General features: G+C 61.1%; 13 protein-coding genes. 9 read left to right on the forward strand and 4 right to left on the reverse strand.

All coding sequences use genetic code 11. From position 1 onward, the window contains the following. Positions 1-2: 2 nt before the first annotated feature. Genes HY30_RS04280 through HY30_RS04290 form a run of 3 tightly spaced genes read right to left on the reverse strand, consistent with a single transcriptional unit; the run spans position 3 to position 2373 of the window. Entirely contained in the window at positions 3-446 is a 444-nt protein-coding gene (locus tag HY30_RS04280) for a hotdog fold thioesterase (RefSeq protein ID WP_034737487.1), read from the reverse strand. 41 nt (positions 447-487) lie between these two features. Next, the gene (locus HY30_RS04285) at positions 488-1456 is read right to left on the reverse strand and encodes an alpha/beta fold hydrolase (RefSeq protein WP_034737489.1); all 969 of its coding nucleotides are present in this window, start codon (positions 1454-1456) and stop codon (positions 488-490) included. A gap of 5 nt (positions 1457-1461) precedes the next feature. After that, a complete protein-coding gene (locus HY30_RS04290; RefSeq protein ID WP_034737491.1) occupies positions 1462-2373 on the reverse strand; it encodes a crotonase/enoyl-CoA hydratase family protein in 912 nt (303 codons plus the stop codon). A gap of 153 nt (positions 2374-2526) precedes the next feature. Here HY30_RS04290 and HY30_RS04295 point away from each other — a divergent pair, with 153 nt between their 5' ends. The 6 genes from HY30_RS04295 (at position 2527) to HY30_RS04320 (ending at position 8771) form a co-directional block, all read left to right on the forward strand. After that, positions 2527-3828, forward strand: coding sequence for a Xaa-Pro dipeptidase (locus HY30_RS04295; protein WP_034737608.1), 1302 nt, complete (start codon positions 2527-2529; stop codon positions 3826-3828). Beyond that, positions 3828-4808: a sterol desaturase family protein gene (locus HY30_RS04300; protein WP_034737493.1), complete on the forward strand. Its 981-nt coding sequence runs from the start codon at positions 3828-3830 to the stop codon at positions 4806-4808. The genes HY30_RS04295 and HY30_RS04300 overlap by 1 nt, the downstream gene beginning before the upstream one ends. After that, positions 4805-5203, forward strand: a complete 399-nt coding sequence (locus HY30_RS04305; protein ID WP_034737495.1) for a ketosteroid isomerase-related protein — start codon at positions 4805-4807, stop codon at positions 5201-5203. Before HY30_RS04300 ends, HY30_RS04305 begins: the two co-directional genes overlap by 4 nt. Positions 5204-5229: 26 nt before the next feature. After that, the gene (locus HY30_RS04310) at positions 5230-5784 is read left to right on the forward strand and encodes a GNAT family N-acetyltransferase (RefSeq protein WP_241765637.1); all 555 of its coding nucleotides are present in this window, start codon (positions 5230-5232) and stop codon (positions 5782-5784) included. A gap of 109 nt (positions 5785-5893) precedes the next feature. Continuing rightward, on the forward strand, positions 5894-7441 hold the full coding sequence (locus HY30_RS04315; protein ID WP_034737499.1) for an acyl-CoA synthetase: 1548 nt from the start codon (positions 5894-5896) through the stop codon (positions 7439-7441). A gap of 1 nt (position 7442) precedes the next feature. Next, positions 7443-8771 (forward strand): GH1 family beta-glucosidase, encoded by a 1329-nt coding sequence (locus HY30_RS04320; protein ID WP_034737501.1) that lies wholly within the window; start codon positions 7443-7445, stop codon positions 8769-8771. A 57-nt stretch (positions 8772-8828) separates the two neighbouring features. On the opposite strand, the gene HY30_RS04325 is transcribed toward HY30_RS04320, so the two are convergent. Continuing rightward, on the reverse strand, positions 8829-9185 hold the full coding sequence (locus tag HY30_RS04325; protein ID WP_034737503.1) for a DUF4870 family protein: 357 nt from the start codon (positions 9183-9185) through the stop codon (positions 8829-8831). 143 nt (positions 9186-9328) lie between these two features. Here HY30_RS04325 and HY30_RS04330 point away from each other — a divergent pair, with 143 nt between their 5' ends. The 3 genes from HY30_RS04330 to msrB all read left to right on the forward strand — a co-directional run bounded on the left by HY30_RS04330 (position 9329) and on the right by msrB (position 12424). Continuing rightward, positions 9329-9784 carry a MaoC family dehydratase gene (locus HY30_RS04330; RefSeq protein ID WP_034737505.1) on the forward strand — a complete coding sequence of 152 codons (456 nt, stop codon included), beginning with the start codon at positions 9329-9331 and terminating at the stop codon, positions 9782-9784. 112 nt (positions 9785-9896) lie between these two features. Then, positions 9897-11936 carry a tetratricopeptide repeat protein gene (locus tag HY30_RS04335; RefSeq protein ID WP_034737507.1) on the forward strand — a complete coding sequence of 680 codons (2040 nt, stop codon included), beginning with the start codon at positions 9897-9899 and terminating at the stop codon, positions 11934-11936. Between the two features lie 77 nt (positions 11937-12013). Next, positions 12014-12424, forward strand: coding sequence for a peptide-methionine (R)-S-oxide reductase MsrB (gene msrB / locus HY30_RS04340; RefSeq protein ID WP_034737509.1), 411 nt, complete (start codon positions 12014-12016; stop codon positions 12422-12424). The last annotated feature ends 111 nt before the right edge of the window (positions 12425-12535 follow it).

The following is a 12535-nucleotide window of genomic DNA, read 5'->3' on the forward strand; positions in this document are numbered from 1 at the left end:
TGTCAGGTCGGCGAGGCCCTTTTGGCTGGGATCACAGCCACCGTGAAACGCGACAGGCAGACAAGCCGATCCTCTTCATCCGTGATGCGGATGGTCCAGATCTGGGTGGTTCGCCCCAGCGCTTCTGCCTTCGCCGTACCGAAGACGAAACCCTCTTTGACGGGGCGCACATGGTTGGCATTGATCTCAAGGCCGACACCCACACTCTCATTTGAGTCCAGCACCAGGTTGGCCGCAATCGACCCGACCGTTTCTGCCAGCGCAACTGAAGCGCCGCCATGCAGGCGTCCATGCGGCTGGAGCGTGCGATGATCCACCGGCATGCGCGCCGTCAGCGTATCGTCGCCAATGCTCACCAGTGTGATCCCGAGGATGCCACCCATCGTACCCTCTTGAGCCGCGGTGATCTTGTCGAGATCAATATTCGTTTGCCGCCAGATCGCCATGCGGGAGCCTTTCGGGTTTTTCGGTCAAAAATGGACGGGACTTAAAGACCGCCGAGCCAATCCAGGAGGAGTTTGTTGACCTCTTCAGGCCGCTCCTGCTGGGTCCAGTGGCCGCAGCCTTCGAGCAAGGTCGCGCCGCGCAGGTCGCGAAGGTTCGCCTTCATCGTTGCCAGCATGTCGCCCGGCCACATCTTCAGAACGAGGTCCTTTGTGCCGCCAATGTAGAGCGATGGCTGGCCAATGCTCATTGGCGCGGGATGCCCGGTCAGGAAGGCATGGTCGCGGTGATGGTTGCGATAGCGGTTGAGCGGCCCACGGAAACCGGACTTGCGGAACTGGCTGTCATAATAGGCAACATCTTCCGCGCTCAGCCATGGCAGCGGCATGGGCGGCTCCGGCAGTCGGTACAGGATCGTGTCGCCATGCTTCTTGTCGGTCGGCCAGGTGCCGTCCGGTGCATCGCCGGAGTTCGCGTAGTAGAATTTCCGGATCGCCTCGGCAGGGTCAGCCTCAAGCTCGGCCTCCGGCGGGCCGATCTCCTGGAAATAGACCTGATAGAAGAACAGGCCGCGTTTGGTGAAGAATTCCCGCACCATATCGATGAACACGATCTCGCCGGGCGGGATGTAAGGCACGGAGAGGCCGGCCACAGCGCGGAACGTGTCCGCATGCAGCCGGGCCGTATTCCATGCAATCGGAGCGCCCCAGTCGTGACCGACAACCACGGCCTTCTCGCCCGGTGAAAGCGCTTTCGCCACACCGGCTACATCGCCGGTGAGGCTTTCCATGTCATAGGCTTCGACCGGCTGTGGCCTGTCAGAGCCACCATAGCCACGCACATCCAGCGCCGCGACGCGGTAGCCCGCCTCCGACAGCGCCTTGATCTGGTGACGCCAGGAATACCAGCTCTCCGGGAAGCCGTGCACGAGAACGACCAAAGGTCCATCTCCCGCCACGGCCACACGGATTTTGACGCCATTGGTTTCAACGAACTGGAATTCCGGCGTCATGGCGGTTAGTCCTTGCCGCCGATCCACTCGAACTCAGGCTCATCCCACCAGGGGAAGAAGTTCGGCATGCCGTCGGAGACCTTGACCGGGTATTCCGGCTTGCGCTTCTCGAGGAAACTCATGACGCCCTCTTTCGCGTCCGGCGTCTTGCCGCGCGAGTAGATCGCAGCGGAGTCGACGATATGGGCTTCCATCGGATGGCTTGCGCCCAGCATGCGCCACATCATCTGACGCGTAAGCGACGTAGACACAGCCGCTGTATTGTCGGCTATCTCACGCGCCATGGCCTTGGCCACATCGAGCAGTTCGGCTTGCGGATGCACGGAGAGCACGAGGCCACCCGAGAGCGCCTCGGAAGCCGGGAAAACGCGGCCCGAATAGCACCAGGCCAGCGCCTGCTGGATGCCGACAAGGCGCGGCAGGAACCAGCTGGAAGCCGCTTCCGGGTTGATGCCCCGGCGGTTGAACACGAAACCGAAGCGCGCCGTGTCGGCTGCGATGCGGATGTCCATGGGCAGCTGCATGGTCACGCCAATGCCAACCGCCGCGCCGTTGATGGCGCCAATCACGGGCTTCAGGCTGTTGAAGATGCGCAGGGTGACACGGCCACCGCCGTCGCGCTGGATGTCGACATCCTTGGTACGGCCTTCTTCGCCGGTCGTGGCGCGGGCGTCATAGTCGAACGTCTTGGCACCTTCGGAGAGGTCGGCGCCAGCACAGAAGGCGCGATCGCCCGAGCCGGTCACGATCACGGCGCGCACGCTGTCATCGGCATCCGTGATGTCGAAGGCCTCAATCATTTCGTACATCATCTTGCCCGTGAAGGCGTTCATCTTTTCGGGGCGGTTAAGCGTCAGAATGGCAACGCCATCCTCTATATCCAGGATAATCTGCTCGAACTGTTTCGGCTGCGCCATCTTGTATCTCCCTTTGGGCAATTGCTGGCGACACACTGCCTGCCAGACGCCCAAGGTCAAGCGCGTCGCAGGGGAAAGCTGCACCCGGGTTGACCGTCCGGCGATTTGGCCCTGATAGTCGCGCAAATCGCAGATGAAGAAGGCCTTCCCATGATGTTTTCCCGCTCGCTGCTCCTGTCAGCCGCCATGCTCGCAACCGGCGCCATCGCCCAGGCCCAGCCTGTCTATGTAAAGGCCGGCAGCCTCGTTGATCCAGTCAGCGGCAAAGTGCTGAAAGACGTCGCGCTGGTCATTGATGAGGGCAAAGTAACGGCCTCCGGCACCCAGAAGACGCTCAAGGTGCCGCGTGGCGCCACCGTGATCGACCTGTCAGACGAGACGGTGCTGCCGGGCTTTATCGACATGCACACACACCTGACGAGCGACCCGGAAGATGGCGGCTATGCCTCGCTTGCCCTGTCGGACGAGCGCCACGCGATCAAGGGCGTCAAGAATGCCCGCCGCACGCTGCTGTCTGGCTTCACGACGGTCCGCAATGTCGGCGCTGGCAGCTATGGCGATGTCGCCCTGCGCGACGCCATCAATGAAGGCGAAGTGCCCGGCCCGCGCATGTACGTGTCCGGTCCGCCTGTCGGCATCACCGGCGGCCATTGCTCTGATCGCAACCTCCTGCCGTCCGAATACGCGCTCAAGGGCGAGCGCGTGGCCAACAGCCCTTGGGAAATGCGCGCGCAGGTGCGCGAGAACATCAAGTATGGCGTTGACCTGATCAAGACCTGCTCCACGGGCGGCGTGTTCTCCAAGGGCACGGCCCTCGGCGCCGCGCAGGGCACGCTGGAGGAACTGACAGCTGTCGTCGACGAAGCACACGCCCGCGGCCTGAAGGTCGCCAGCCACGCCCATGGCACCGTCGGCATCCGCAATGCCCTGCTTGCCGGGGTCGACACGATCGAACATGCCAGCATCCTCGACGACGAGACGATCGCGCTTGCCAAGGAAAAGGGCGCCTACCTTTCGATGGATATCTACAACACCGAATACACGCTGGCCGAAGGCGAGAAGAATGGTGTGCTGCCAGAATCCATGGACAAGGAACGCTCGATCTCGAAAATCCAGCGCGCCAGCTTCACCGCCGCCAACAAGGCAGGCGTGAAGATGGTGTTCGGCTCGGATGCCGGCGTTTATCCGCATGGTGACAATCCGAAACAATTCTCGCGCATGGTCCAGTTCGGCATGACGCCCATGCAGGCCATCACCGCAGCAACCGCAACTGCCGCCGAAGCGCTCGACAAGTCCGGCATGCTTGGCTGTCTTGATGTCGGTTGCGCGGCAGACCTGGTGGCGGTAAGTGGCGACCCGCTCAAGGACATCGCTATCCTCGAGAACGTCGATTTCATCATGAAGGCCGGCCACGTCTACAAGCAGGACGGCGCCATCATCGCGGACCCGACATAATGCCGGAATGGCTCGCAACCATACAACCGACGACCCTTGCCGCGCCGGTCTTTCTCATATCGGTGATATGGGAATGGTGGGCGGTGCGCACCGGGCGCGCCAAGGGCAGTTATGAGACAAAGGATGCCCTCGCTTCAATGGCCATGGGCATCGGCAATGTCGTGGTCAACACGCTGACAGGCATGATCACGATCTGGCTGATGATGCTGGCCTGGCCCTATCACTTCTCCATCTCGACGATCTCCGGCTGGGGCTTTGAAAGCATCCCGTTCACATGGTGGAGCGCCGTGCTGGCCTTCGTGATCTATGATTTCACCTATTACTGGAAGCACAGGCTGGCCCATCGCATGCGCTGGTTCTGGATGGAGCACGTCACACACCATTCGAGCACCCATTACAATCTGACGACAGCCCTGCGCCAGCCCTGGTTCGGTCCCTTCACCGGCCTGATCCTGGTTGGCGTGCCGATGGTGCTGATCGGCTTTCATCCCTATGTCATATTCTTCGTGGGCGGACTGAACCTCATCTACCAGTTCTGGATCCACACCGAAGCGGTCGACCGCATGCCGGGCTGGTTCGAGGCTGTCTTCAACACGCCGTCCCATCACCGCGTGCACCATGCCACCAACCCGCGCTATCTCGACGCCAACTATGCCGGCGTGTTTATCACATGGGACAAGATGTTCGGCACCTATGTGCCCGAACTTGATGACGAAAAGCCGGTCTATGGAATCGTCAAACCGCTGCAGAGCTACAATCCCTTCATCATCGCCTTTCATGAACTGGGCGGCCTGCTACACGATTGCGCGCGCGACGGCCTGCGGCCTGACCGCTGGGTGCGACGGGCCATCAATGCGCCGGGCTGGAGCCGGGACGGCCACCATAACCGCTCCGTCGAACTGAAGGCGGCCTATGTTTCACAGCATCCGGAACTCGCCGGGACACCCGGCCTGCCACGCACAGGAAAATCAAAGCCATGAGCCCCGCCGACCTCATTGCCCGCTATTACGCCGCCTTCAATGCCAAGGACTGGGACGGCATGCTCGCCTGTGTCAGCGACACGGTCAGCCATGATGTCAACGAAGGCGTGCGCCGTGGCGGCAAGGAAAAGTTTGCCGCCTTCATCGCCCATATGGATGAATGCTACGACGAAAACCTCACTGGCATAGCGATCATGACCTCTGCAGACGGTACACGCGCCGCCGCAGAATTCATCGTCAACGGCATCTACAAGAAAACCGATGACGGCCTTCCCAAGGCCCACGGCCAGGAATACCGCCTGCCCGCCGGCGCCTTCTTCGAGATCAGTGAAGACGAGATCACGCGCGTCACCACCTATTACAATCTCCAGAAATGGATCCGGCAGGTCTCATGAATGTCCGCTCGTTGACAGGTGGGGAAATGGAACAGGCGTTGCCTGCCCTGGCCCGCCTGCGCATCGAGGTCTTTCGTGCCTACCCCTATCTCTATGCAGGCAGCGAGGGCTATGAACTCGACTACCTGCACACATTCTCGCAGGCACCCGATGCCCTCATTGTCACGGCCGAGAATGAGGCTGGAGAGATCGTCGGCTGCGCCACCGGCTCGGCCCTCACAGGACACCATGTCGAGTTTGCCGAACCGCTCGTCGATGCAGGTATCGACCTTGCGACGACCTTCTATTTTGGCGAGTCTGTCCTGCTGCCCGCGTATCGCGGCCACGGCATTGGCCATGCCTTCTTTGACATGCGCGAAGCCCATGCCCTTGCCCATGGCTACAAGCGGGCCTGTTTCTGTGCGGTGGAGCGAGCGACCGACCATCCCCTGCGTCCCGATGAATACAGCCCGCTCGATAGTTTCTGGACCGCGCGCGGCTACAGCCGCCTGGCAGGAGCCGTAAGCCATTTCGACTGGCCGGAAACGCCGGAGGGGCCCAAGATCGTCCACCGGATGCATTACTGGACCCGCAGCTTTTAACGCTTTCCCTTGCGTCGCCAGTGGACGCACGGCGCGGGTTAGTTAAGTTCGGGCAGAACCTGAGGCAGGCCCCAAAGAGCGGCCGCCGCACCAACGGAGAGAGACGCAAATGCACCCCTTTCATCACGCCAAATCCCGGCCTGATCACCCCGCCTATACAATGGCGGGCAGCGGTGAGGTCGTCACCTTCCGCCAGCTCGACGAGCGCTCCAACCAGATCGCCCACGCCCTGCGCGAAGCTGGCTGCCAGCCCGGCGACACGATTGCGCTGTTTGCGGAAAACTCGGCCCGCTATTTCGAAGTCTGCTGGGCCGCCCAGCGCTCCGGCCTCTACTTCGTCTGCATCTCGTCCCGCCTGACGACACCCGAGGTGCAATACATCATTGAGGATTCCGGCGCAAAACTGCTCATCGCGGACGCCCACAAATCCGCCGTTGCGCAAGACGTGAAATCGGTCACCAAACTGGACCATTACTGGTCCATTGATGGCGACATACCGGGATTCACATCACTGGAAACCCATCAGTCAAAATTCCCGGTCACCCCCATTCCGGACGAGATGGCTGGCACGGACATGCTCTATTCCTCCGGCACGACCGGGCGGCCCAAAGGCATTCGCCCGCCGCTGGAGCGGGGCCTGCCCATTGATGCCGACAATGTGCTTGTGCAGATCTGCCGGGGCCTCGCCGGCGTGACCGATCAGTCCATCTACCTGTCGCCCGCGCCGCTCTACCATGCGGCCCCGCTGCGCTGGAGCATGTCGATGACCAAGCTCGGCGCCTCGCTCATCATCATGGAAAAGTTCGACGCGGAAAAATACCTGCAGCTGGTCGAGAAGTACAAGGTCACGCATTCCCAGCTTGTCCCGACCATGTTCGTGAAAATGCTGAAGCTGCCTCCTGAGGTGCGCGAGAAGTATGACGTCTCGAGCCTTCAGTTTGCCATCCATGCGGCGGCGCCTTGCCCGATCCCGGTCAAGGAACAGATGATCGCCTGGTGGGGCCCGATCATCGACGAATACTATGCCGGGTCCGAAGGCAATGGCATGACCTGGGCGCGCAGCGCCGACTGGCTGACCCACAAGGGCACCGTCGGGAAGCCTGTCCATGGCGAAGTCCACATCTGCGACGAACAGGGCAATGAAGTGCCGGTTGGCGAAGAAGGCCAGGTCTATTTCGGCGGAACTGTTCCGCCGACCTATCACAATGACCCCGAGAAATCGAAAGGCGCCCTGCACGCCAGCCATGCCGACTGGTCGTCGCTGGGCGATGTCGGCAAGGTGGATGAAGACGGCTTCCTCTACCTGACAGACCGCAAAGCCTTCATGATCATTTCGGGCGGCGTGAACATCTATCCGCAGGAATGCGAGAACATCCTCATCACCCACCCCAAGGTCGCCGACTGCGCTGTGATCGGCGTGCCGGACGAGGAGTTTGGCGAAGCGGTGAAGGCGGTTGTCCAGCCCGCTCCGGGCCAGGCGCCATCCGAGGAACTCGCCGCCGAACTGATGGCGTTCTGCCAGGCAAACCTCTCGAAGATCAAATGTCCGAAATCGATCGACTTCGATCCCGAACTCCCGCGCCACCCGACCGGCAAGCTCTACAAGCGCCTCATCCGCGACAAGTATTGGGGCAATTCCAAGAGCCGGATCGTCTGACATGGTCAAGCCAGGTGACTTTCCGAAGGATTTCATCTGGGGGGCATCGACCGCCTCTTATCAGATAGAGGGCGCCCATGATGAGGACGGCCGCGCGCTGAGCATCTGGGACGCCTTCTGTCGCGAGCCCGGCCGCATCGACAATGGCGACACAGGCGACGTGGCCTGCGACCACTACCATCGCTACCGCGAAGATGTCGGCCTCATGCGGCAGCTTGGGCTCGACGCCTATCGCTTTTCCTTCTCATGGAGTCGCGTCCTGCCCGAGGGCAAGGGCCAGCCGAACGAGGCCGGCCTTGATTTCTATGACCGGCTGACGGACAGCCTTCTCGAAAACGGCATCGCCCCATGGGCCTGCCTCTATCACTGGGACCTGCCGCTCGCCCTGCACGAAGCTGGAAAGGGCTGGACCAGCCGCGAGATCGCCCCGCTGTTTGCAGATTACGCGACCCTCATGGCGGACCGCCTTGGCGACCGCATCACGCACTGGGCCACCTTCAACGAACCCAATGTCTTCGCGATGTTCGGCTACAAGATGGGCATCCACGCGCCGGGCATCCGCGACTACGACCTTTATCGAGACATGGTGCACGGTGTGAACCTCGCTCACGGAGCCGCGATCCAGGCACTGCGGGATAGCCTGCCCGCTGGCGCCAAACTCGGCGTCGTCCCCAACATGCAGCCCTGCCTGCCGAGACACGACACAGACCCTGACCATCTCGCAGCAGCGAGGCTCGATGCCTGGTGGAACCGCGCCTTTGCCGATCCCATGATCCTCGGCAAATACGACCCGATCGTGTCGGCGGCGCTCGGTGACCGCATCCGCCCCGGCGATGAAAAACTGATCAACCAGAAGCTCGACTGGTTTGGCCTCAACCACTACTCGCCGCTCTATGCGACCGCCGATGACGGTCCTGCGGGCTATCGCTGGGCCAATCCGCCCGAGGATAGCGAGATCACCCTGATGGGCTGGAATGCCTCCCCTGAGGGCTTCCGCGACATCCTGATCGAGACGGCCGGGAAATACGGCCTGCCGATCTTCGTCACGGAGAACGGCGTGGCTGACCTGGCTGAGCCGGACACGCAAGGCCGTGTGAAGGATGACCTACGTATCGACTTCATCGACCGCTACCTGGCCGCCCTGCTGGAAGCGCGCGCAGCAGGCGCCGATGTGCGGGGCTACTTCGTCTGGTCACTGCTCGACAATTTCGAATGGGCCAAGGGCTACACCACGCGCTTCGGTGTCACCCATGTCGACTTTGAAACACTCAAACGCACACCGAAGGATTCCTTCCACTGGCTCGCCGGGCTGACCGGCAAGCAGGCCTGAAACGAAAACAGCCGCCCCGATGGGAGCGGCTGTTTCCTTATTCGATGCCATAGCAGCCTAGAACATCCAGCTGCCAGGGTTCTCGATCGCCTGGCCAGCCGAGAGGGCCTGCATGCCCTTGATGCAGCGCACGATATACCAGACCAGAGTTGCGAGCAGGATCAGAATGCCGATCAGCACCATTGTAAGAACGGCCCCGATCAGGCTGTAAAGCAAGGCCTTCCAGAATATGTTGATCTGGTTGTTATAATGGCTTTCCAGCACCGGATCGCCCTGCCCCTTGCCAATATAGGCCATGATCACACCAATGATCGGCGTGACGCCGATAACAATCCCAACGAGGTAGAGAATATAGATCAGGTTGGCGTTGCCCTTGGTGTTCGGATCAACGGAAATCTGGTTCGAATCTGTCATGTAGCGTCTCCCAATTCAGCCCATAGGCGCAGTATTTGCGAGAATCAGCTCTACGTCCAGCAGATTGACGCTCAGTAAACCTTGCCGGATGGCGCTGCCCGCGCCAGAAAAGGCCCAAGCATAAACTCTGGAGGAATTCCCCTATGGCTAACCCGAAAAAAGTCGCCTACGCCGATCTCGAATCCATCGCAGGCACCGAAACCGGCGTGTCCGACTGGCACCTGATCGATCAGGACCGCGTCAACAAATTTGCCGACGCAACCGGCGACCATCAGTGGATCCACGTCGATGTCGAGCGCGCCACCAAGGCCATGGGCGGCCCCATTGCGCACGGCTTCCTGACGCTGTCCCTGCTGCCAATGCTCGGCGGTGAAACGCTGAACGTCTCCGGCGTGACCCGCGGCATCAACTACGGCTCCGACAAGGTGCGCTTCACCAACATGGTGCCGGTAGGCTCCAAGGTTCGCCTGCGCCAGAAGTGCACGTCCGTGACCGAAAAGTCCGGCGGCAAGCAGATGATCATGGAAAACACGATCGAGATCGAAGGCCAGGAACGCCCGGCCCTCGTCGCTGAATCGATCACCGTTCTGTACGGCTGATCCGCACGCCTAGCCCCCCGGGGTGATGACGTTGCAGGCCATGCTGCATAAAAAAAGGCGGGAGTTGCGATCATGCAGCTCCCGTTTCGATTCGCGTACAGGAGTTTTCGTAATGTCCGCCGCCGTCTGCATCCGCACCATGATTGCCGCCCTTGTTTTCGGCGCCATGCCAATGCTGGCCTCTGCCCAGGGCGAGGCCGCAAAGGCGCTCATCGAGAAGGGATATGCGGCGCTCACGGCGGGCGACAAAATTGCCATGACGGAATACTTCGCCCAGTCCTGCGAGACAGATCCAAAATTCGGCAAGTGCGCAACGGCTGGCGATAATCTTGCCTCAGGCTACGGCGGCGGCGTCCCCGACATCCCGCGCGCAGCACGACTCTACGAATTGGGGTGCAATGCCGGCTCCCAACAAAGCTGCATCAAGGCCGCTGAGCTAAAGGCAAAGAACGGGACAGCCGACGACGACGCTGCAGCCGTCGCCCTGTTCAAGGAAACCTGCGAGACGGATTGGACCGCAGACAAGGAATGCCTGAAACTCGCAGCGGCCTATGCAACAGGCAAAGGCATTGCGCAAAATCTGGCTGAAGCCGCGCGCCTGTACGAAGAAACCTGCGATATTGCCAACCCATACCGCCTGCCGAACCCGGAGGCCTGCCTCCTGTCCGGCCAGGCCTATCTCAACGGCACGGGCGTCACTGCGGATCGCGCCAAGGCCACACAGCGCATCAGGATCGCCTGCCAATACGAACGCGAAGGCGCTTGCGACCTGCTGGCGACCCTTGAACCGCCGGCCAGCAAACAGGTCGCGGCGGCTCCCAGCAGTCCGGTGCCAACACCTGCCAAGCCGCGTACGGATCAGCAAGCCCGCTACTCCGCCGCCCTCGAAGCCGTTCGCAGCACGAATGCAGACATCGCCTACAAGGGAGCCGATGATGTCTTCTCGCTTTGCAGGAACGAGGATTATGGCCAGGCGTGCTACTTCTACGGCAACATGCTGATGCAGTCGCAAAAGGCGAGCGACAATGTCGACGCCATCCCCTTCTATGAAAAAGGGTGCGACAGCGGCTATGCCGACGCCTGCGTCAGTGCGGCGAACTATCTGGCTGGCGTTGAGGGATTCCCACAGGATGTCGTCAAGGCCGCGAGACTGCTCGATCGTGGCTGTCTCGAGCTTGATGCGGTCACCTGCTACGCGTCAGGCGTCTTCTACCGCGATGGCCACCTCGGCAAGCCCGATCCGGCAAAGGCCAGGGTCCACCTATCGCGTGCTTGCGATAATGGTGATCCGGTTGCCTGCGAGGAAGCCGCAGAATTGGGCGCAGAGGTCAAACCCGCCGCCAGTACACGCTATACCGTGCCGGATGCCGCAACCCTTTCAGCCTTTGAAAAACGCTATAACGAAGCAACAAGCCGCACGAACTCAAGCGACGCAACCATCCGCAATCAGGGATTCGACGGGCTCACAGACCTTTGCAACGCCTTTTACGGAAAGGCCTGCTACTGGCTGGGCGACACGCTCATGCTGACGACAGACGCGAAATCACGGGCGGATGCCTATGCCTATTTCAGCCTTGGTTGCGAAGGGCGGTTTGCAAGCGCCTGCACACGTGCAGCCCTTATGCTTGAAGAAGGCACGGATGTTCAGAAGAACCTGGCTCAGGCCGCAGCATTCCGCGATGAGGCCTGCAAGTACAATGACAAGACCGGCTGTTTCGCTTCGGGCAACGCCTTCGCGCAAAACCTCTACGGCAACCCTAATTACGCTAAAGCACGCAAATACCTGGCAACGTCGTGCACGGCAGGCGAGCCAGCGGCCTGCAAGGATCTTGGCGTCATGCAGGAAAACGGCCTCGGCGGCTCGCCTGACAAAGTCGCTGCGTTGGAAAACTACCGGCTCGCATGCAAAGCCAATGAGGCCAGCGGCTGCTACAATGTAGCGGTGGCGGCCTACAATGACTGGCCGGGCACAAGCGCGACAGATCAGCAAAAGATCGAAGGCTTCCTGAACGCGTGTGAGTTGGGCTCCGCCTCGGCATGCGACGTGGCTGCGAAACTGACGTCAGCGGGCCTTGGATTGTCACTCTATCCCGGCCGGTCTGACCGCAGCCGGTCGCTCGCCTGCACATTGGACAAGCAATACTGCCAATAGGGCCTGACGACACACAACCAATGGCGCTGGGGCATAATCGGCCTATATTGACGGGGAACCCGAAACAGGAGGCCTCCATGTCTGCCACAGGCACCAAAATCCAGCGATCCGACCGCGAATGGCGCGAAATCCTCACCGACGAAGAGTTCCGCGTCGGTGTGAAGGAGGGCACAGAGCGCGCCTTCACGCCGGGCAATTACGAGAGCGAGAAGCGCGCCGGCAAGTATCACTGCAAGGGCTGCGATACCGTGCTCTGGTCGTCCGAACACAAGTTCGAAAGCGGAACCGGCTGGCCGAGCTATTGGCAGCCTGCCTCGGAAGGCGTTGTCGAAACCAAGACCGATTTCAAGATGATCATCCCGCGCACCGAATGCCACTGCGCCATCTGCGGCCTGCATCAGGGCCACGTCTTCAAGGACGGCCCGCCGCCGACCGGCGAGCGCTGGTGCATCAACGGCATCGTGCTCGACTTCCAGCCCGACGAATAGGTCTGGACAGGTCCCTTCCCGCCTGATCCATTCCGCCCCGAACCCAAGCCTTAACTGACACAGGAGCCGGCCGTATGCGCCTTACTTTCCTTCTTGCCAGCGCAGCGACCG

It is taken from the genome of Hyphomonas chukchiensis (genome assembly GCF_000682695.1).
Taxonomy (GTDB): domain Bacteria; phylum Pseudomonadota; class Alphaproteobacteria; order Caulobacterales; family Hyphomonadaceae; genus Hyphomonas; species Hyphomonas chukchiensis.